Source organism: Micromonospora sp. NPDC005254 (assembly GCF_042872525.1).
Lineage (GTDB): Bacteria > Actinomycetota > Actinomycetes > Mycobacteriales > Micromonosporaceae > Micromonospora.
The window spans coordinates 64,621-84,645 of the sequence record NZ_JBIAKM010000002.1 but is presented as its reverse complement, the minus strand read 5'-3'; the positions used below and the strand labels follow the sequence as shown (position 1 = coordinate 84,645).

The following is a 20,025-nucleotide window of genomic DNA, read 5'->3' as shown; positions in this document are numbered from 1 at the left end:
TTCCAGGTGGGACTAGTGCACTGTGGCAACTGTTACCAACATTGGACTTCCACCCATGGCACCGGAGGACAGATGGCCCGCGTGAAGGTATCGCCCGAACGCCGGGCTGTGGGGCGGCCTCCCACGCCCCTGCTGGCGGCCTCGCTCGCGCTCGGGCTGCTCGCGGCGCTCGCGGCCGCTCCGGCCCTCGCCAGCGCGGCGGTGCCGCGCATCCACCCGATCGCCGCCGTGACGGAGTCGGCGCCCGAACCCGATCCGGACCCGGAGACCACTCCGGCCCAGGAGCCCACCCCGACCCAGGATCCGGGCGGCGATCCCGTGCCGACCAACCCGGCCCCGGAGACCACCGCGCCACCGCCGGCGACGACGCCGCCGGCGCCTCCGCAGACCACCGCGCCGAACGTGCCGCCGCCGCCGACCACCACCGCTCCCGCGCCGGGGGGCAGCACCCGGCCGCCGACGCCCGGGCCGCCGGCTCCCCCGGTGCCCCCGGTTCGCCCGCCCGCGCCGGGTGGCACCCCGCCGGCGGCGCCGAGCCCGCTCGGCGTGCAGGTGACCACCGAGGACGTCACCCTGCCCGAGGCGTACTGGAACGCCGCCAGCACCACCACCACGCTGCGGGTCACCGTGGCGAACACCGGCACCGCCGCGCAGCGGGTCCGGCTCTCGTACACCCTGCCGGCCGGGCTGACCGACGCCGGGACGAAGGGGTGCGTCGCCGCGGGCGGTGGCGCGTACCACTGCGGGGCCTGGACGGCCGAGGCGGGCGTCCGGTTCAGCAGCCTGATCCGGCTGCGGGTCGCCGGCAACGCCTGGGAGCGGATGCCGCTCAGCGGCTCCGTGCAGGTCGTCGCGGACGCGCCGGGGGTGTCCGGCGAGGTGGCCGACGACCAGGGCTTCGCGGTGCTGTTCCCGCCCGGCCCGCCGGTGCCCGGGATCTCGCTGGCCGCCGACGAGGTCGCGTTCGACATCAGCGGCGCGGCGAGCACCCTCGCGGTGCGGCTGGTCAACACCGGCACGGTGGACGCCGCCGGCCTGGTGGAGGTGATCCTGCCGGCCGGGGTGAGCGTGCCGACCGCACCGGCGGGTTGCCTGCCGGTCGAGGCGTCCCGCACCCGGTGCGACGGGGGTCTGCTGTCGGCCGGCGAGACCCGCGAGCTGCGGCTGCCGGTGGAGGCGACCCCGCAGGCCCAGCGGGAGGCGCCGCTGTCCGGAGCGGTGATCGGTCAACTCGACCCGCGCAACGGCGCGACCCGGCGGGTGCAGATGAGCTTCCGCATCACCGCTGCGGCCGCGCTGGCCACGCCGGTCGTCTCGCCGCCCGCGCCGACCGGCTCCCAGGGCGTACTCCCGGCGGGCGCCACCACCGACGACGACGGCGGCATGACCTCGGTGCAGCGCACCGCGGTCATCCTGATCGCGGTCTCCGCGCTGCTGGTGGTGCTGGCCCTCACGCTGGCGACCACCTCGCTGCGCCGCCGCCTCGGCGAGCCGACGGCCGAGCCCACGGCTCCGCCCACCGACTGACCGATCGACGACCCTGGCCGTCCCCGACCGGGGTCGCGGCCGGCCGGGGACGGTGATCTGAATTACGGCGGGCGGGGCGAAACCCCGCAATCACGGGCGAATATCACGTTGATCGGGTCTCAGTCGGCGGACCTCCGGGGAGGGTCGGGGGTCCGTTCGACGTAGGCTCTCGGTGAGGAACGACAGCGGACCGGACCAGCCTGGGGCGGTGCGGTGCAGCGTTGCGTCAAGGAGGTCCCGTGGCCGGGCAAGGCGAGGTCACCATGATGTTCAGCCGGCCGCGCGACCGCGCGCAGCGAACGAAGGTGGCACAGTGACCAAGCAGATCCGTCAACTCGACCGGGTGGTCATCCGGTTCGCCGGTGACTCCGGCGACGGCATGCAGTTGACCGGCGACCGGTTCACCTCGGAGACGGCGCAGCTCGGCAACGACATCTCCACGCTGCCGAACTTCCCCGCCGAGATCCGGGCTCCCGCCGGCACCCTGCCCGGTGTGTCGAGCTTCCAGGTGCACTTCGCCGACTACGACATCCTCACGCCGGGCGACGCGCCCAACGTGCTGGTGGCGATGAACCCGGCCGCGCTCAAGGCCAACCTGGCCGACCTGCCGCGCGGCGCGGACATCATCGTCAACACCGACGAGTTCACCCGGCGCAACCTGGCCAAGGTCGGCTACCAGACCAGCCCGTTGGACGACGACTCGTTGGCCGGCTACGTGGTGCACCCGGTGGCGCTGACGTCGATGACGGTCGGGGCGCTCGCCGCGCACGAGGTGTCCAAGAAGGACGCCGAGCGTTCGAAGAACATGTTCGCCCTCGGTCTGCTCTCCTGGATGTACTCCCGGCCGTACGAGTCGACACTGCGCTTCCTGGAGCGCAAGTTCGCGGCCCGCCCCGAGCTGGTGGCCGCGAACGTGGCCGCCTTCAAGGCCGGCTGGAACTTCGGCGAGACCACCGAGGATTTCGCGGTCCGCTACGAGGTCAAGCCGGCGAAGATGCAGCCGGGCACGTACCGCAACATCACCGGCAACGCCGCGCTCTCGCTGGGCCTGGTCGCCGCCGGGGTCCGCTCCGGGCTGCCGGTCTTCCTCGGGGCGTACCCGATCACTCCGGCGTCGGACATCCTGCACGAGCTGAGCAAGCACAAGCGCTTCGGCGTGCTGACCATGCAGGCGGAGGACGAGATCGCGGCGGTCGGCGCGGCGCTGGGCGCGTCGTACGGTGGGTCGCTGGGCGTGACCACCACCAGCGGTCCGGGTGTGGCGCTCAAGAGCGAGACGATCTCCCTGGCGGTGGCGCTGGAGCTGCCGTTGGTGATCGTGGACGTGCAGCGGGCCGGGCCGTCGACGGGCATGCCGACCAAGACCGAACAGGCCGACCTCAACATGGCGTTGTTCGGTCGGCACGGCGAGGCGCCGGTCGCGGTGATCGCGCCGAAGTCGCCGTCGGACTGTTTCTTCGCGGCGTTGGAGGCGGCGCGGATCGCGTTGACCTACCGCACGCCGGTGATCCTGTTGTCGGACAACTACGTGGCCAACGGCTCCGAGCCGTGGCTGCTGCCCGACGTCGAGTCGCTGCCCGACCTGCGGGTCGAGTTCGCCACCAAGCCCAACGGCGAGGACGGCATCACCTTCCTGCCGTACCTGCGCGATCCGGAGACCCTGGCCCGGCCGTGGGCGATTCCCGGCACTGCGGGGCTGGAGCACCGCATCGGTGGGCTGGAGAAGGCCGACAAGACCGGTGACATCTCGTACGACCCGGCGAACCACGACTTCATGGTGCGCACCCGGGCGGCCCGCATCGAGACGATCCCGGTGCCGGACATCGAGGTGGAGGACCCGGACGGCGACGCCCGGGTGCTGGTGCTGGGCTGGGGCTCGACGTACGGGCCGATCGGCGCCGCCTGCCGCGGGGTGCGCCAGCGCGGGCTGTCCATCGCCCAGGCGCACCTGCGGCACCTCGCCCCGATGCCGGCCAACCTCGGCGAGGTGCTGCGCTCCTACGACAAGGTCGTCATCCCGGAGATGAACCTGGGTCAGCTGGCCCACGTCATCCGGGCCCGCTACCTGGTCGACGCGATCAGCTACAACCAGGTCCGCGGTCTGCCGTTCACGGCCGCCGAGCTGGAGACGACGCTGGAAGAGGTCCTGAAGAATGTCTGAGCCTGTCGCCCTGAAGCTCACCGCGAAGGACTTCAAGTCCGACCAGGAGGTGCGCTGGTGCCCCGGGTGTGGTGACTACGCGATCCTGGCGGCCATCCAGCAGTTCATGCCGGAGTTGAACATCCCTCGCGAGCGGACCGTGTTCGTCTCGGGGATCGGCTGCTCGTCGCGTTTCCCGTACTACATGAACACCTACGGGATGCACTCGATCCATGGTCGGGCCCCGGCGATCGCGACCGGCCTGTCGGTGTCGCGGCCGGACCTGTCGGTGTGGGTGGTCACCGGTGACGGTGACGCGCTGTCCATCGGCGGCAACCACCTGATCCACGCGCTGCGACGCAACGTCAACCTCAAGATCCTGCTGTTCAACAACCGGATCTACGGCCTGACCAAGGGCCAGTACTCGCCCACCTCCGAGGTCGGCAAGGTCACCAAGTCGACGCCGGCCGGCTCGGCCGACGCGCCGTTCAACCCGCTCTCGCTCGCCCTCGGCGCGGAGGCCAGCTTCGTCGGTCGCACCATCGACTCCGACCGCAAGCACCTGCAGTCGGTGCTGCGCGCCGCCGCCGAGCACGAGGGTTCGGCGTTCGTGGAGATCTACCAGAACTGCAACATCTTCAACGACGGGGCGTTCGACCAGCTCAAGGACCCATCCACCCGCGACGACTACCTGATCCGCCTGGAGCACGGGCAGCCGATCACCTTCGGCGCGGACGGGCAGTTCTGCGTGGTGCATCCGCCGGGCGCGTTCGGCCTGGAGGTCCGGGAGACCGGCTCGGTCCGCCCGGAGGAGATCGTCGTGCACGACGCGACGGTGACCGACCCGGCGTACGCCTTCGCGCTGTCCCGGCTGCCCGGCCTGGACCTGCGCAACACCCCGATCGGGGTGTTCCGGTCCGTGGACCGGCCGTCCTACGACAGCGTGGTCCAGGGCCAGCTCGCGGCAGCCAAGGCGACGGTCACCGAGACCCCCGAGAAGCAGCTCGCCGGCCTGTTGGGCAGCGGCGACACCTGGACGATCCTCTGACCCGTCCTAGCTGAACGAGAGCGGCCGTCCCCGATACGGGGACGGCCGCTCTCGTTCTTACCGGTGCCAGCTCAGCGCTGGGCGGAGGCCGGCAGCCAGAGGTTGTCGATCTCCTTCTCAGTCGCCGCGAGGCTCGCCTCGTGCAGCGGGATCAGCTCGGCCATCGCCGGCACCGACGGTGCCAGGGTCAGCTCGGTGCTGATGAAACGCGGCTCCAGACCGGTCATCGACAGACCGTGCGGGAGCCACTGCTCCGCGTGGTCCCAGCCGTGCCGCGGGGTGCCCTCGCCGTAGCCGCCACCCCGGGTGGCCAGCACCACGAACTCGCGGCCGCTGAGCAGGCCCTCCTGCGTGGTCGGGTCGTAGGTGAGGCCGGCAACGATCAGGTGGTCGACCCAGGACTTCACGCTGCTGGGCGCGCCGTAGTTGTAGAGCGGCAGCCCGAGCAGCACCACGTCGGCCTGCTTCACCTCGTCGATCAGCCGCTCGCTGAGCTCCCAGGACTCGCGCTGGGCCGGAGTGTGCTGGTCCGGCGGCGTCATCCGCGCCAGCCCGCCTGCCGAGTCCAGGTGCGGCAGCGGCTCGGCACCCAGGTCACGGTAGGTCACCGTGCCGTCGGGGTGTGCCGCGCGCCAGGCCGCGGCGGCACGGGCGGTGAGCCGCCGACTGACCGACCAGTCACCCCGGATACTCGAATCGATATGCAGCAGGTTCATGATTCATCCTCCAAGGATCGTCTGTGAGACACCAACTATTTATAGCAGGCAGATATTGCGGCGCGTCGGTAGACTGGGTCACATGTCCGCCCTGCCGCTGGATCCGACGGAGCACCGCTCGGGCCCCCTGCTGGACCACCTGGCGCGGCGGATGCGACTGCGGGCGGAGTCGGTGCTCGCTCCCCTGGGCCTGCGGCCCCGACACCTGGTCGCGCTCACGGTGTTGCGCGCGGGCGGCGGCACCAGTCAGCAGGCGCTCGCCACCACCCTCGAGATGGACAGCACCAACATCGTCGGGCTGCTCAACGACCTCGAAGCGAGAGACCTGGTCGAGCGCCGACGGTCACCGCAGGACCGCCGACGACATGTCGTCGAGCTCACCGAAGATGGTGCGAAACGCCTCAACGAGGCGGAGTGCGCTCTCGCGGGCGCCGAAGACGAGGTGCTGGGGGCGCTGGAGCCAGCCGAGCGGGAGACGCTCTACGAGCTGCTCAGGCGGGCCGCCACCACGACACCGGTCAGCTGCGGCGCAGCGCTCATCGACGAGCCCGACGCCTGCTGACGCAGCAGCGTCAGACCGTCGCCGTGGACTGCGGGCGGTCGTCGCGGACGTGCACCAGCATGTCGCCGGTCTCGATCACCGCACCGGCCCGGTCGGCCAGGGTGACCACCTTGCCCCGCCGGACCAGGGCGATCACCAGTGAGTCCAGCTCACGCGGTGAGCGACCGACCTCGTCCCGCTCCGCCGAGCGCATCGCCAGCGCCATGCCCTGCCCCGGCGTGAGCAGGTCCTCCACCACGTCGATCAGCGGCGGCGCCGAGGTGGACAGGCCGAGCAGGCGGCCAGCGGTCGCCGAGGAGACGATCACATGGTGCGCGCCGCTCTGCTTGAGCAGCGGGGCGTTCTCCGCCTCCCGCGCCGCCGCGATGATCCGGACCTGCCCGGCGGTGAGCTGCCGTACGGTCAGCGCCACAAGCACCGAGGCATCGTCACTGTCGGTCGCGATGATCACTGCCTTCGCATTGCGCACGTGCGCCTCGTTCAGCACGGACGACCGGGTCGCCGACCCCTCGATCGCCACCAGCCCGGCCGACGTGGCCTGCCGCAGGGCGGCGCTGCTGCGCTCCACCACCACGATCCTCGACCGGTCCAGGCCGTTCTCCATCAGGGCGTTGACCGCACTGCGGCCCTTGGTGCCGTAGCCGCAGATGATGACGTGGTCCTTCACGGTTCTCCTCCACCGCGACAGGCGACGGCCGGTCCGGTACTGCTCGGTCAGAACTTCCAGGGTGGTGCCGACCAGGATGATCAGGAAGACAATCCGGGCTGGGGTGACGAACAGGACGTTGACCAGCCGGGCCGACGGCGCGGCCGGGGTGATGTCCCCGTAGCCGGTCGTGGAGAGCGAGACGACCGCGTAGTAGAAGCAGTCGAGCAGGGTGAGGCCGTCCTCGTTGACGTCGCGATAGCCGTCCCGGTCCAGGTAGACCGCCGCCACCACGGCGAAGACCAGGCCCAGGGCGGCCGCGAGCCGGAGGCTCAGCGCGCTCAGCGGGCCCCGGCGCTGCGCGGGAAAATGGATCACCGTCGAACCTGCTCCGCCGCCGTCGCCTGCACGACCACAACATAGCGGGTACGCCGCACGTCGCACGCCCGGGTCGCGCAGCGGACAACCGCACCGGCCCCCGCACCCGACTATCGGACGACAACGAGCCGCAGACGGCGGCGGCGCAGACCTCCTCGGGACCGCCGACGGGTCCGACAACCGGCATGATGGGGGGTGTTCCTCCGACGACGACCGCGAGAGTGAGGTCCGCATGTCGTTGCTGCGACGAGTGATCGGCGGGGTGCTGCGCCGGCTGCGCCAGAGCCAGGGCCGCACGCTGCGCGAGGTGGCCGCGTCCGCCGGGGTCTCCGTGCCCTACCTGTCCGAGGTCGAGCGGGGCCGCAAGGAAGCCTCGTCGGAGGTGCTCGCGGCGATCTGCCGGGCACTCGGCATCCGCCTTTCCGACCTGCTCGAACAGGCCCGCGACGACCTGCGCCGGGTCGAGCGTCGCATTCCCGCCGCGCCCCGGGCCGCCCTGGCCCGGCTGGAGCAGGCGCCCTCGGCACGCAACGAGACCGGCCCCGCGTTGCGGATCGGCTTCCAGCCGGGTGGGGCGACGCCACCCGTGGCCGCCGCCCCGGCCCCCGTAGGGCAGCCGGCCGGGCCGGTGCTGCGGCTGGGCGGGCCGATCCTGCACGTCGGCGGTCCAGCCTCGCCCGTCGGGTCGACCGTCCAAGGAGCGGGGCTGCGGGTTCGGCTGATCGCCTCCACGTCGGCCGGGCGCCCCGGTCCGCGTACCTCCAAGATGCTGGCCTGCCGCCGGGCCCGGGCGGGCCGGCGGCGACTGACCCTGGTTTAGGCCGGCCGGGGTTCTGCCCTGGGCGGATCTGCCGCCGGCAGAATCCCTGGGCCGCGACCGCCGCCGCGTGCACGCTGGAGGGGCCGGTCCCCCGGGCGGTTCCCCCGCCCGCCGGCACGGTGGAGGGCGGCGACGGATGATCGGGTACGGCGTGCAGATGCGGGACAGCGGGCAACCGACCTTCGGTGACCAGGTGTTCGAGCGGCTGCTGCGGGAGCGGATCGTCTTCCTCGGCACCGAGGTGACCGAGGAGTCGGCCAACCAGATCTGCGGGCAGATCCTGCTGCTCGCCGCTGAGGACGCCGACCGGGACATCTACCTCTACATCAACTCGCCGGGCGGCTCGGTGAGCGCCGGAATGGCGGTCTACGACACGATGCGCTACGTCCGCAACGACGTGGCCACGCTGGCGCTCGGGTTCGCCGGCTCGATGGGGCAGTTCCTGCTCTGCGCCGGCGCGGCCGGCAAGCGGTACGCGCTGCCGCACTCGCGGGTCATGATGCACCAGCCCTCCGGCGGGATGGGCGGCACCGCCTCGGACATCACCATCCAGGCGGAGAACATGCTGCACGTGAAACGGACCATGCAGGAGCTGATCGCCCAGCACAGTGGACGGACACTCGACGAGATCCAGCGGGACTGGGACCGCGACCGCTGGTTCACCGCCGAGCAGGCCCGGGAGTACGGCCTCGTCGACCGGGTGCTCACCCGGGCCGATCAACTGCCGGCGGACTGACCTGCGGGTGGCCGTCGTACACCGGGGGTGGTGCCCATTGGTTAGGGTCGCGTCTATGCGTCGACTGATCCCTACCCTTTCGATTGCCCTCGCCGCCGCCCTCGTGGCCGGCTGCGGCACCACCTCCGGCGACAACACCGGAGGGGCCGGCCCCTCCGCCGCCCCCGCCACGACCAAGGTCGAACCGGTCGCCGCCGTCCGGCAGGCCATGGACCGCAGCCTCGCCGGCACGGTCACCATGGACGCCTCGGTCAAGGCCGGCAACCAGTCGATCACCCTCAGCGGCAAGATGGACCCCGCCGCCAAGGCGATCCACGTCACCGGGAACGCCCCGGAGCCGATCGAGGCCCGGCTGATCGGCGATGCCGCCTACATCAAGTCCGACTCGCTCGAGGGCGAGAAGCCCTGGATGAAGATCGACCTCAACAAGCTCCGGCCGACCAGCTCGTTGCGCCAGTCGTTCGACCTCAAGGCGCAGACCGGCATCATCGGCGGCATCGTGACCGCCCAGGAGGTGAGCCCCGGCCGCTACAGCGGCACCGCCGACCTGAACAAGGCCGCGGAGGCCGCCGGCGCCGACGGTGGAATGCGCGACGGCCTCAAGTCCACCGCCAAGCTGGCGAAGGACCCCACGGCGGTCCCCTTCGAGGCGACCGTCGACGCCGACGGCCGGCTCACCGCGCTGTCCTACACGATCGCCACGAAGAGCGTCGGTGATCTCGTCACCGACATGAAGATGAGCGGCTTCGGCGAGCAGGTCTCGGTGACCGCGCCGCCCGCCGGCGACACCGAGCCGGCCTCCGCCGAGATGTACAAATTCCTCTGACCCTGCGACGACGCGGTGCCCTCCGCGGTGCCCTCCGGGATGCCCCGGAGGGCACCGGGTTCTGCTGAGCGCGCCACGCCCGTAACGTTTCGCGGAGCTGCCCCGTCCCTGAGGTGACAAAACCACAGGGAGGGTCCATGTTCGCCGCTTACGTGACAGTCACCATCCTCGCCTCGGTGTTCACCGGCATCGCCGCGGTCACCTACCTCATCGGCCACGACTATCCCAAGGCCCAGGCGGACATGAAGCGGGTGCCACGGTCCTGGCTACCGGTGCTGGGCCTGCTGTTGGCGGCCGGCTCCGTGGGACTGCTGGCCGGTTTCGCCGTACCGCTGCTGGGGACCCTCGCCGCGGCGGGGCTGGTGCTGTACTTCGTCGGCGCGCTCATCGCGCACCTGCGGGTAGGGTCACGTCATCTCGTGGGATGGGCCGTCTTCTTCGTCACCGTGCTGGCCGCACTCGCCGTGAACCTGGCCTACCGCTGGTGACTGCCGTTCGGTCGGTGCTGGACCAGAATCGCGCCTCCGGAGCCCCCTCAGGGGAGTGCGTCGAATCGGGCTCGGGCTTCGAACACACGGTCCATGTGTGACTCCGCCCAGTCCTTGATGGAGATCATGACTGGGAACAGTTCATGGCCCAGTGGGGTGAGCTCGTAGTCGACGCGGACCGGCACCGACGCGGTGACCGTACGGGTGACCAGGCCGTCGCGCTCCAGCGTCCGCAGGGTTTGCGTGAGCATCTTCTGACTGATGCCGGCGATGCGGCGGGCGAGTTCGCCGTGCCGCTGCGGACCGTCCGCCAGCGCCGGGATCACCAGCGCCACCCACTTGTCGGTGAGCCTGCTCAGCAGCTCCCGGGTCGGGCAGCGCTCCAGGAACGCGTCGTAATCACGTTTTGCCTGCTCGCGGCGTTGCGCTGCGGTTGTCGTCGTCATCTTGCCCTCCTGCGGCGCCCTACGCACTTCGAGGTACCTACTTTCTCACGGTGCCCGTCGCTTCGTACGGTCGTGGTGATCACGACGGCTACGAGGGAGACGACGATGCGCGGAGTTCGTTACGAAGAGTTCGGAGGGCCGGAGGTCCTGCACGTGGCGGATGTACCGACGCCCGAAGCCGGACCGGGACAGGTGCGGGTACGGGTCGCCGCGTCCGTCGTCCACCCGGTCGACCTCATGGTCCGCTCCGGCCGGTTCCCGGCACCGCTGCCGACCGGTCTGCCGTACACGCCCGGCTGGGACGTGGTCGGCACCGTCGACGCCGTCGGGCCATCGGTCGGTGAGTACGCGATCGGCGATGAGGTCATCGGCTTTTCGCCATGGCTGCAAACCACCGCCGGGGCCCACGCGGAGTACGTGGTGCTCGACGCCACCTCGCTGACCACCGCACCCACCGGCGTCCCCGCCACCGAGGCGGCGACCCTGCCGACCAACGGACTCGCCGCCGCCCAGGCCCTCGACCTGCTCGCGCTCCCGGCCGGCTCGACCGTGCTCGTCACCGGCGCCGCCGGGCAGGTCGGAGGGTTCGTCCTGGCCCTGGCGCGGGCAGCCGGCCTGCACGCCACCGGACTCGCCGGAGCCGACGACCGCCAGTTCGTCGAGTCGCTGGGCGCGGCGTTCCTGTCGCGCTCCGACGAACCGACGGGGACGTACGACGCGGTCATCGACCTGGCGGTGATCGGTTCCTCGCTGCTGGACCACGTCCGGGACGGCGGCGGCTACGTGGCCGCGTCACCTCCGCTGCGCCCGGAGCCGGTGCGGGGAATCCGGACCTTCGCGCTGGAGGTGGAGTCGGACGGATCCCGCCTGGCAGAACTGGTCAAACTCGTCACCAGCGGCGACATCCCGCTGCGGGTCGCCGGCGTGTACCCCTTCGCCGACGCGGCCGCCGCCCACGAACGGCTTGCCCAGGGCGGCGTACGCGGCGGCGTGGTCATCGTCCCCTGACCGGCGCGGTGGGACAGAATCACCGAACGAGGTTGATCCAGTAGCGCCTCACCGGGCCATGCTCGGTGTCGCGAATGCCCTCAAGAACACCGCCATTGCGTTCGACGGTTCGTGCCGAGGCAAGGTTGTCCGCGAGGCAGGTAACAAGGAGACGGTCCAGGCCCAGGTCAGCCCGGGCCTCCTTGAGCATCTCGCCCAGCGCCCAACTCACCACGCCGCGTCCACGCGCGGAGGGACGTACGCCGTAGCCGATCTGCCCGAGGGCGTCGTCGAATGTGTGCCGCAGGGCCACCCCGCCGAGAACCTGGCCGTTTTCGACGATCCACCGAGGCGAGCTGTGCTCCTCGTCCGGGCACGGCGTTCCCCTCGGATGGGCCAGCCGGACCTGCCGATGCACCCAATGAGCGAAGCCATCCGGCGAATCCACGTCGTCGTCAGCGCCCAGGCCGAAGCCGTCCTCGTGCACGCCGGGGCCCCAGTCGTCGCGGCACTGCAGAAATGCAGCGTGCAGGCCGATGGTCGGCAGTATCAATTCGGGCATGCGGCCGACGGTAATGCCGGCCCGGCGGCTGGACCAGCGTGCCTACACCCAACGACAACAGCACTCAGAGGTCCGTCCAGCCACGACGATGGCCATCCCTAGGCAGGGTAGGGGTGGCCGCCCTCTCACAGTCCAGAGCCGCACGGGAGTACGCAACGGGATTTCAGTACTGGGAACAGGTCAGTCAGACGCGGCTTGAAATCTTACGGCTCGTGACGTGCGCCACACGTATCTGCTGACTCCGCCTACAGGTGGCAAATCCCTTGCTGGACGGACTGCGAGCTGCAACGCTCCGTCGATGTTCGACAAGCCTGACGTTGACGAACGGTTGCTCGCGGCCGAGGTGGCCGCCGCTTGGGCCGTGGACGTGGCCGATCTCGTGTTCATGCCGGTCGGGCTCGACGGGCAGGCATGGGCGTACCGGGTAGACGCGTCTGACGGCGAGCGCTACTTCCTGAAGATGCGCCGCGGTGAGTTCACTCAGGCGGCCGTCCTGCTGCCTCGCTTCCTTCGAGCGCAGGGCGTCAGGCAGGTCGTAGCGCCGATCGACCTTCCAGGGGGCGGAGCCTGTCGCGGGTTCGGGGACTACCAGCTGCTGCTCTATCCGTTCCACGACGGCGGCAGTCTGTGGGGCCGCGGCCTCACCGACGGTCAATGGGTCGAGTACGGGGAGTTCCTGGGTCGGCTGCACGCGGTCAGGCCGAGCGCCGATCTCGCCGCGGTCTTGCCGGTCGAGACCTACCGATCGAGCGCGGGCGAGCGGCTGCGAATCCTCGGGGAGCAGGCTGCGGCGAGCGAGACCCTCGGCGCTTTCTGGGACCGGTACGGTGCAGCGCTACATCGGTTGTCCGCAACGGTCGATGGCCTCGCCTCCCGAGTGACGCAAGCTCAACACGTGCTCTGCCACGCCGACATCCACCCCGGCAACCTGCTCGCTGACGACGACGGTCCACTGCACGTCGTGGACTGGGATGCGCCGATCCTGGCGCCGCGCGAGCGGGACCTGATGTTCGTCTACAGCCAAGACTTCGGCGAGCACCCGGTCAACGCGCACCGCGCCGAACTCTTCCGTCGAGGCTATGGGCCGCTGGAACCGGACCAGACCATGCTGAGCTACTACCGCGCCGAGCGGCAGCTCGACGACGTCGCCGTATTTCTCGGCAGCATCCTCAACCCCGAGTCCAGTCCAGAATCGCAAGCCAACGACCTGCACTGGCTGACCCTCATCGCCAAGACCGTCGCCGACCCCACCTACGCGCCCTGATCTCCTCCCGATTGGCCAGCGCACCGGCACAAGCGGCCGTGCCGGCGTCTCGGTCTGCTGGTGTCTTGTGCCCCATCTATGCCCCGCCCCCACCGATGAACTTCCTGCGCGACTCGTCGTAGGGAAGTGCCAGGGTAGCGGCGAGGTAAGCGTTGCGGCGTGCGATGAGTCGTTGCAGGTGACGTACTTGGTGGCCGTGCTCCTGAGCTGCCTTCAATGCGGATGTGAATGATTCACGGATCTGCGCCTGGTGTGACTCGGTGACGAGGGGCATAAAATACTTGGCCTGCCAGATGACGACCGCGCCAGCCAGGTCACCAACGAGAACGTCGATGGCCCAGTCGCCGGGATTCGCGGCGATCAGGCGCGCGCCTGGATGCGTGGCGCGGACCAGCATGGCGAGCATCTGCTCGAAGTCATCGCGGGCGCCGGCTGAGTTGCCTGTTCGTACCTCATGTGCACGGAAGTTGATCGGGGGCTCACCCGTAGCCAGAATCGGCCCAGCAGTCAGCATCCCGCCCCCTCCGCGCACCCTGGCGCAAGCATTCCAAACAGCGTCACGGAAGGCAATGCAGGGGTTACTCGAACGGTGGATGCAGCGGGTGCGTCCTCGCCCTTGTCGGGCTGACTGGCTGCAGCGATGGAGTGTGCGCGAGAGCCAGCCTTGACACCCACAGGTGGCCTGCCCGCCGGCCGGACCACCGCCCAGGAGGCAGGAAGCGGTTAGGCAGCGGATCGAAGACGCGCGGGACAACTGCGGTGGCTAGGCGCGGCGACAGCCCCCACCAACCGGATCTTGCCCGGCACAGGTAGCGCGACCTGGCAAAGCTCCGCCAAAATCAGTCCGTGAATAGTCCGTGGACAGCGACAAGTAGCGGCATCAGGCGACACACCACTGCATAGAGCAACGCATCGACGGAGGTGCAAACTCCCTGGCCAGAAGGTCTTTCTGCTGATCTTCGAGGTGCCCCCGGCAGGATTCGAACCTGCGACACACGGTTTAGGAAACCGATGCTCTATCCCCTGAGCTACGGGGGCGCGAGGGCCCAGTCTAGCGACCTGGGGGTTCACCTGGGGTGGCAGGGAGTGGCCCACGTTCACCCGCGTTCCCCGGACCGCCGTTTTCCCAGCCCAGGACCACACGCCGAGCACACGATCCCCGGTTTGCGACCGGCGGTCGGCCGCGGTGACCCGCGTTGGCACCGGTTCGCCCCGGTTGGCATCCGCTGGAGAGCACACAACGCGCACATCATCGATGATCAAAGGCGTTCCGTCCATACACGCCTTCAGCGTCGCTGCGTCCCCGTCTGGCACGCCCAGCAGCTCCAGCACGACATCAGCCAGAGGGCCACGGGGCGCTAACCCCAGGGCGCTCGGACTCCGCCGTGATACCGACTACGACGTTCCCCACCGAGCGTCCGCTCATGGCTCCCCTCTGTGTCAAGACGCCGCCGGGAGGAGAGTTCTATCCTGGGTCTCGGCGGGTCCGGGAAGTGACTTCTCCGAAGAGCCGGCTGGGGGATGCGAGCCGGTCACGCTGGAGCCAGTTGTCGTTCCCTGTTGTCCTCCCGGACCCGCTGCTACGGCGTTTGTGGCGTCGTTGGTCATGGTCCGGTAGACGATGTCGGACAGGCGTCGTTTCAGTGCCCGCATTGCTTCCATCGAAGTCTTGCCGGCGGCTTTCTTCCGGTCGAAGTAGGCGCGGCCTTCGGTGGGGTTGCGTAGCTGGACGGTGGCCATGATGTGCAGCACCCGGTTGATCTGCCGGTTCCCGGCGCGGGAAAGCCGGTGTCGGACCTGGTCGCCGGAGGACGCGTCGATGGGGGCGGTGCCGTTCCAGGAGGCGAAGTGAGCCCGGCTCGGGAACCGGCTGATCTCACCGACCTCGACCAGCAACCGGGCGGCGCCGGACGGTCCGATGCCGTGCAGGTCCATCAACGTGGTGCCGGTGGAGGCGACCAACTCCTTGAGTTCCTTGTCTGCCTCCTTCGAGCGCCGGTAGACCCGCTCGAGGTCACCGATCAGCTCCGCCGCGACCCGCCGCCGGGCCTTACCGACCGCGTCACGAGGCCGGACCGTGGCCAGCAACACCTTGGCCTGAGCCGCGGACAGACTCTTCTTCGCCCCACCGGGGATGAGCTCCAGCAGGAGTTGGTGCAGCTGGGACACCATCCGGGTGTGGTCCTCACCGAGGGATCGGCGCCGGTCGACCAGAATCCGCAGCAGAGCGAGCTGCTCATCGTTGACCACAGGGCGCAGACCGGCCATGCGGGTGCCGACCAGCGCGATGGAGTGCGCGTCGGTGGCGTCGGTCTTGCGGCCCTGCCCGGTGGCGAACACCCGCGCCCTGGCGGACAACTTCGGCGGGACGTCGACGACCTGCTCACCGTCGGCCAGTAGCCGGGTGGCGATGTGCCGGCCGATGCCCTGGCAGCCCTCGATCGCCCAGACCCGGTGCGGCCACCGGCTGGCGTACTTCCTCATCGCCGTGTAGCCGTCGCGGTCGGTGTCGAACCGGCCGCCGCCGACGATGGTCTCGTCGCCGACCATGACTTCGATTGTTGCTGAGCGCTTGTGCGGGTCCATCCCGATGACCACGCGATCCGGTGTGACGTTCAACGGGTCCTCCGATGCTCGATCCACCTGGGTTGTCGAGCCGGGAGGGCAACGCTACTTCGAGCTACGCAAACCCCTCTTGAGCCTCTCCCTGCCCTGGGGCGACGCCCGGGCTGCGCAGGCCAAATGAGAGCCACACGACTAGCGTGGGCAGCCGAAATGAGATCGACAGCCCGGGCGCCTCGACCGAAGCCTGGCCGGGCCACGGTCGCAGGTCAATGAAACAAGTAGCCGAGATGAGGGCAATGGCGCGCTCGCTTCGCTCGCAGCCTTCTGTTCGTCGCATGTTTCTTGATCCGCTTAGCGGAGACCCAGATCAGCTAAGGCCCTGACGTAGCTGTCGTGCATGCGATACGAGGCGACCGCGCAGTACGGACAGGCTTCCGTGGCCGACGTCGGCCTCACCAGAGGCCGAACACTCGTCAACGTATGCCTCACCGCATCATTCACCGCATATGAACTGCAGGATCATTGGCCGCATGGCTGATTCGCGAACGCATTTCGCGTTTAATCACCGGGCAGTCGAGATTAGGAATGGCCCGAGAGGCGGCAGTGATCATGTACACTGACCGGCTAGCGTTCGAGATCACCACCACCCAGCCGAGCATTCCTAGAACGTTCAGCCGCACCATTCGGTGCGTGTTTTTCCTTAAGCTAGAAGGAGGTCCATGCAATAATGGCCACAAGCACGATTAAACGCATCGTTATCGATGGGTACCGCAAGTTTGACCACCTGGACATCGAGCCGACCGCCAGAATGAACATCCTCGTGGGCGACAACGAGTCCGGCAAGTCGACCCTCACCGAAGCGATCTACCTTGCGCTCAGTGGCAAGATCAACGGACGATCAGCGTCGGAGGAACTGAACCCGTTCTGGTTTCACCGTCCGCGGGTCCTCGAGTACTTCGAGAAGCACGGCTCGCAGCAGGCGATCGCGGCACCCCAGATCTTTATCGAGCTTCACCTGAGCGACGGCGACGACAACGTCCATCAACTCCGCGGCGTACACAACTCGCTGAAACTCGACTGCCCTGGCGTCCGCCTCCTCATCGAACCGAACGAGGACTTCGAGCAGGAGTTCGCTGCGTACATGATGGACCGCCCTCCTCGGGTGTTGCCGGTAGAGTTCTACCGTGTCGAGTGGCGTGACTTCTCCGACCGGGTACTGACTGCGCGCCCGAAGGAGCTGGCGGTGTCGTTCATCGACTCCCGCACCATCCGCAGCACGTCAGGCGTCGACTACCACACCCGCGAGATGCTCAGCGGCCACCTCGACCCCAAGGAACGCGCCGTGATCTCGCTCGCACACCGGCGAGCCAAACAGGACATCACCGACAACCATCTTGCCGGGATCAACGATCGGATTGCCCAGGGCAGCCGGTCGCTCCATGATCGGCCGCTAGGTCTGCAGATGGACCAGTCGGCCCGAACCTCATGGGAGGTCGGCATTGTGCCCCAGGTCGACGACATCCCCTTCGGGATGGCCGGCCAGGGCCAGCAGGCCGCGGTCAAAGTGTCGCTCGCGATGAGCCGGACCTCTGGTCGGTCTCGGTACGTCCTGATCGAGGAGCCGGAGAATCACCTGTCTCATACCAGCCTCACCAAGCTGGTCGATCGGATCGAGCAGTTCACCTCCGACGGCGATCAGCAGACCTTCATCACAACGCACAGCTCCTTCGTCCTGAACCGCCTCGGCCTGGACAAGCTCCTGCTCATCCACGACGGCCAGACCGCCAAGCTGACCGCGTTGGACCCGAGAACGGTGGCCTACTTCCGCAAGCTGTCCGGATACGACACGCTCCGGCTTGTGCTGGCCCAGAAGGTCGCGCTCGTCGAGGGGCCCTCGGACGACATCGTCCTGCAGCGTGCCGTCCGTGACGCGACCGGCAAAGACCCCATCGACTTGGGCATCGACATCATCTCCATGCAGGGCCTCGCGTTCCGCCGGGCGTTGGAGGTCTGCGCCGCACTTGACCGATCGGCCATCGCCATCCGTGACAACGACGGCAAGGACCGGGCGAACCTTCGGGCCAAACTCCAAAACCTCCTCGCGGACGGGAGGCGCGAGCTGTTGATGGGCGATCCTGCATGTGGCAAGACCCTCGAACCACAGCTCATTGCGGTCAACGACGAGGCAACCCTGCGACGCGTGCTTGGGCTACCGGACGATACCGAACTCAACGAATGGATGACCAACGGCAAGACCGAGGCCGCCCTCCGGATTCTCGACTCTGACGAATCAATCGTCATGCCGGACTACATCAACCAGGCAGTCAAGCTGTTGGTGTCATGAACGCCCTCACCCTCGCTGTAGCCGGTGGCCGCAAGACCCAGTCGATCGTCGACGCGTGCGCCGAGGCGCCGGCGGGCCGGCGCATCCTCGTGCTGACATACACGCAGCAGAACCAGGCCGAGTTGACGAGCCGCCTGGCGGCACGGCGGCCCTTGGCTGCCACAGTCCACGTCCAGGGATGGTTTAGTTTCCTCCTGGGCCACTGCGTCCGGCCGTATGTACCACTTGCCCATCCCGGGCACCGGCTTCGGGGTCTGAACTTCGACGGCGATCCCGGGCGGTTTGCCACCGGAGCCCGGCGGTTTCTCGACGGCGACGGGCGAGCCTACAAGCGCTGCCTCGCCAACCTGGCTCACAAGACGAACGATGCGAGCCAGGGAGCTGCGCTCGATCGCATTAGCCGCATCTACGACGAGGCATGGATCGACGAGGTCCAGGATCTGAATGGGTGGGACCTGGAAATCCTCGCCCTCCTGATGAGATCGCCACTCGATCTATACATGGTGGGCGACATCAGGCAGGCGATCCTCAACACAAACGATCGGGACCTCAAGCACCGGCAGTACAAGGGCGTGAAGATCAAGGTTTGGTTCGATCTGCAGGCCGATAAGGAGCGACTGAAGATCTTGCACGCAGCCGAAACCTGGCGCTGCAACCAAACCATTGCGACCTTCGCCGACTCGATCTTCGGACCCGAGTGGGGCTTCGAGACTACGGTCTCCAGAAACCAGCATACCGTCCCGCACAGCGGCATCTTCGTCGTCAGTGTCGACGACGCCGAAGCGTACTTCCAGGCGTTCGCGCCGCTTTGCCTGCGCTACAACGCAGGCAGCTGGAAGGAAGTCGATCTACCGTTCCGGAACATCGGCCTCGCCAAGGGCAGGGGCGCTGACCACGTCCTGGTGGCTCCGACCACCAAAATGGAGGACTTCGTGCGGTCCAACAAGCCGCTCGAACCAGCCACTGCCTGTTCGCTCTACGTCGCCGTCACCCGGGCTCACCACAGTGTGGCCTTCCTGTCGAAGACGCCTGACAGGCTCGGCCTGCCCATCTGGCGTCCCGTCGCCTGACAGTCCGAGTGGCCACAGAATACTCATCTGCCGCGATGATGCTGCCATGCGAGCCGCAGGTCCCCTCGAGCAGAAGGAATCGGCGTAGGTAGTCCTGCTCGATGAGTGTCGGGGCTGCCGGTAATGCACATCGTTCCTGGCAGAGGTCTCCCGGGCGATGGGTCGTTATGGCTGCGGCATCGGTGCCGCGTTGGTCGGCGGTTTTATGGCCGGGAGTCTCATCCGGGATCCTGGGCGGCGAACCGCCGCTGGCGGTAGAGGCGTCGCGGCCCGGTAGCTACCAAGACGCCGTGGCGTAGGGCAACGATTCGGTCGGGGCAGCGGGCGTGGATTGCCACTGGCCTGTCGGATGTCGCCAATCCGCAGCAGCGGTGAGAAACTTTCGGTCGGGTATCAGTAGTGGGCGAGTGGCTGTGGTGGGTCCAGCCGAGGACGCACGCCCGTCAGGGGTGCAGAATCCTGTCGTAGTCTTCGTCGTACCACCCGTCGGTGTTGTGCTTCTGCAAGGTGCCCACGACGCGTGTCAGCATGAGCACGTCGCCGTTGAGGGTCAGGGCGGAGTCCTCCGTCGTGCCGGCGAGGATCCTGGCCACGGTCGCCAGCATGTGGGGTTTGCCCTTGTCGACCAGGGTGTCCTTGCGCATGTAGAAGCTGACGTCGACGTAGACCTCCGGCTCCCACTGCCACAGAGCGCCACCGTCGTCCTCGGCACTGTAGTAGCCGTGCTGGCCACCGGTGATGTCCACGACGTACCCGTGCTCGTCGTTCAGGTCGGCGCTGAGCATCCTGCCGCCGGACGCCGTGGACGTCTCGACCGCTCCGGGAGCAGCCAACTCCGCCACCTGCTCCAGTGGAATGTCGCCCGCCAGCGTCAACCGGTACTCGACAGCCATTTGCACC

19 protein-coding genes and 1 tRNA gene are annotated in these 20,025 nt (G+C 68.6%); 12 read left to right on the top strand and 8 right to left on the bottom strand.

All coding sequences use genetic code 11. From position 1 onward, the window contains the following. The first annotated feature begins 72 nt into the window (after positions 1–72). The 3 genes from ACFYPR_RS05950 (at position 73) to ACFYPR_RS05940 (ending at position 4,715) form a co-directional block, all read left to right on the top strand. Positions 73–1,527, top strand: a complete 1,455-nt coding sequence (locus ACFYPR_RS05950; RefSeq protein ID WP_387258788.1) for a hypothetical protein — start codon at positions 73–75, stop codon at positions 1,525–1,527. 313 nt (positions 1,528–1,840) lie between these two features. Continuing rightward, the gene (locus ACFYPR_RS05945) at positions 1,841–3,688 is read left to right on the top strand and encodes a 2-oxoacid:acceptor oxidoreductase subunit alpha (RefSeq protein ID WP_354855968.1); all 1,848 of its coding nucleotides are present in this window, start codon (positions 1,841–1,843) and stop codon (positions 3,686–3,688) included. After that, positions 3,681–4,715, top strand: coding sequence for a 2-oxoacid:ferredoxin oxidoreductase subunit beta (locus tag ACFYPR_RS05940; protein ID WP_354855969.1), 1,035 nt, complete (start codon positions 3,681–3,683; stop codon positions 4,713–4,715). Before ACFYPR_RS05945 ends, ACFYPR_RS05940 begins: the two co-directional genes overlap by 8 nt. 71 nt (positions 4,716–4,786) lie before the next feature. On the opposite strand, the gene ACFYPR_RS05935 is transcribed toward ACFYPR_RS05940, so the two are convergent. Then, positions 4,787–5,431 (bottom strand): FMN-dependent NADH-azoreductase, encoded by a 645-nt coding sequence (locus ACFYPR_RS05935; RefSeq protein ID WP_387258786.1) that lies wholly within the window; start codon positions 5,429–5,431, stop codon positions 4,787–4,789. An 82-nt stretch (positions 5,432–5,513) separates the two neighbouring features. Here ACFYPR_RS05935 and ACFYPR_RS05930 point away from each other — a divergent pair, with 82 nt between their 5' ends. Continuing rightward, positions 5,514–5,993, top strand: a complete 480-nt coding sequence (locus ACFYPR_RS05930) for a MarR family winged helix-turn-helix transcriptional regulator (RefSeq protein WP_354859578.1) — start codon at positions 5,514–5,516, stop codon at positions 5,991–5,993. Positions 5,994–6,003: 10 nt separating this feature from the next. Here ACFYPR_RS05930 and ACFYPR_RS05925 read toward each other — a convergent pair whose 3' ends face one another. Next, positions 6,004–7,017: a potassium channel family protein gene (locus tag ACFYPR_RS05925; protein WP_354859575.1), complete on the bottom strand. Its 1,014-nt coding sequence runs from the start codon at positions 7,015–7,017 to the stop codon at positions 6,004–6,006. Positions 7,018–7,249: 232 nt separating this feature from the next. Between ACFYPR_RS05925 and ACFYPR_RS05920 the strand changes: the two genes are divergently transcribed. The 4 genes from ACFYPR_RS05920 to ACFYPR_RS05905 all read left to right on the top strand — a co-directional run bounded on the left by ACFYPR_RS05920 (position 7,250) and on the right by ACFYPR_RS05905 (position 9,887). Continuing rightward, complete coding sequence (locus tag ACFYPR_RS05920; protein WP_354859569.1) at positions 7,250–7,837, top strand: helix-turn-helix transcriptional regulator; 588 nt, start codon at positions 7,250–7,252, stop codon at positions 7,835–7,837. Between the two features lie 136 nt (positions 7,838–7,973). After that, positions 7,974–8,573: an ATP-dependent Clp protease proteolytic subunit gene (locus ACFYPR_RS05915; RefSeq protein ID WP_354859568.1), complete on the top strand. Its 600-nt coding sequence runs from the start codon at positions 7,974–7,976 to the stop codon at positions 8,571–8,573. Positions 8,574–8,628: 55 nt separating this feature from the next. Continuing rightward, on the top strand, positions 8,629–9,399 hold the full coding sequence (locus ACFYPR_RS05910) for a hypothetical protein (protein ID WP_355066712.1): 771 nt from the start codon (positions 8,629–8,631) through the stop codon (positions 9,397–9,399). A gap of 137 nt (positions 9,400–9,536) precedes the next feature. Then, entirely contained in the window at positions 9,537–9,887 is a 351-nt protein-coding gene (locus ACFYPR_RS05905) for a DoxX family protein (RefSeq protein WP_354859563.1), read from the top strand. A 47-nt stretch (positions 9,888–9,934) separates the two neighbouring features. Here ACFYPR_RS05905 and ACFYPR_RS05900 read toward each other — a convergent pair whose 3' ends face one another. Next, complete coding sequence (locus ACFYPR_RS05900) at positions 9,935–10,333, bottom strand: helix-turn-helix domain-containing protein (RefSeq protein WP_355066711.1); 399 nt, start codon at positions 10,331–10,333, stop codon at positions 9,935–9,937. Positions 10,334–10,438: 105 nt separating this feature from the next. Between ACFYPR_RS05900 and ACFYPR_RS05895 the strand changes: the two genes are divergently transcribed. Continuing rightward, positions 10,439–11,341: an NADP-dependent oxidoreductase gene (locus tag ACFYPR_RS05895; RefSeq protein ID WP_387258784.1), complete on the top strand. Its 903-nt coding sequence runs from the start codon at positions 10,439–10,441 to the stop codon at positions 11,339–11,341. 19 nt (positions 11,342–11,360) lie between these two features. Here the strand turns inward: ACFYPR_RS05895 and ACFYPR_RS05890 are convergent, their stop codons facing one another. Beyond that, entirely contained in the window at positions 11,361–11,882 is a 522-nt protein-coding gene (locus ACFYPR_RS05890; protein ID WP_355066709.1) for a GNAT family N-acetyltransferase, read from the bottom strand. A gap of 298 nt (positions 11,883–12,180) precedes the next feature. Between ACFYPR_RS05890 and ACFYPR_RS05885 the strand changes: the two genes are divergently transcribed. Continuing rightward, positions 12,181–13,146 carry a phosphotransferase enzyme family protein gene (locus tag ACFYPR_RS05885; protein ID WP_387258781.1) on the top strand — a complete coding sequence of 322 codons (966 nt, stop codon included), beginning with the start codon at positions 12,181–12,183 and terminating at the stop codon, positions 13,144–13,146. A 76-nt stretch (positions 13,147–13,222) separates the two neighbouring features. Here the strand turns inward: ACFYPR_RS05885 and ACFYPR_RS05880 are convergent, their stop codons facing one another. From ACFYPR_RS05880 to ACFYPR_RS05870, 3 genes are all read right to left on the bottom strand, one after another. Next, positions 13,223–13,660 (bottom strand): hypothetical protein, encoded by a 438-nt coding sequence (locus ACFYPR_RS05880; protein WP_355066707.1) that lies wholly within the window; start codon positions 13,658–13,660, stop codon positions 13,223–13,225. A 451-nt stretch (positions 13,661–14,111) separates the two neighbouring features. Beyond that, positions 14,112–14,184 (bottom strand) — tRNA-Arg (locus ACFYPR_RS05875). Positions 14,185–14,586: 402 nt separating this feature from the next. Beyond that, positions 14,587–15,696, bottom strand: coding sequence for an IS110 family transposase (locus ACFYPR_RS05870; protein WP_387258779.1), 1,110 nt, complete (start codon positions 15,694–15,696; stop codon positions 14,587–14,589). 742 nt (positions 15,697–16,438) lie between these two features. Here ACFYPR_RS05870 and ACFYPR_RS05865 point away from each other — a divergent pair. Beyond that, positions 16,439–18,055, top strand: a complete 1,617-nt coding sequence (locus ACFYPR_RS05865) for an ATP-dependent endonuclease (RefSeq protein WP_387258777.1) — start codon at positions 16,439–16,441, stop codon at positions 18,053–18,055. Then, the gene (locus tag ACFYPR_RS05860; protein ID WP_387258776.1) at positions 18,052–19,125 is read left to right on the top strand and encodes a UvrD-helicase domain-containing protein; all 1,074 of its coding nucleotides are present in this window, start codon (positions 18,052–18,054) and stop codon (positions 19,123–19,125) included. The genes ACFYPR_RS05865 and ACFYPR_RS05860 overlap by 4 nt, the downstream gene beginning before the upstream one ends. A gap of 443 nt (positions 19,126–19,568) precedes the next feature. On the opposite strand, the gene ACFYPR_RS05855 is transcribed toward ACFYPR_RS05860, so the two are convergent. Further along, complete coding sequence (locus tag ACFYPR_RS05855; RefSeq protein WP_387258774.1) at positions 19,569–20,018, bottom strand: SitI3 family protein; 450 nt, start codon at positions 20,016–20,018, stop codon at positions 19,569–19,571. Between the last annotated feature and the right edge of the window lie 7 nt (positions 20,019–20,025).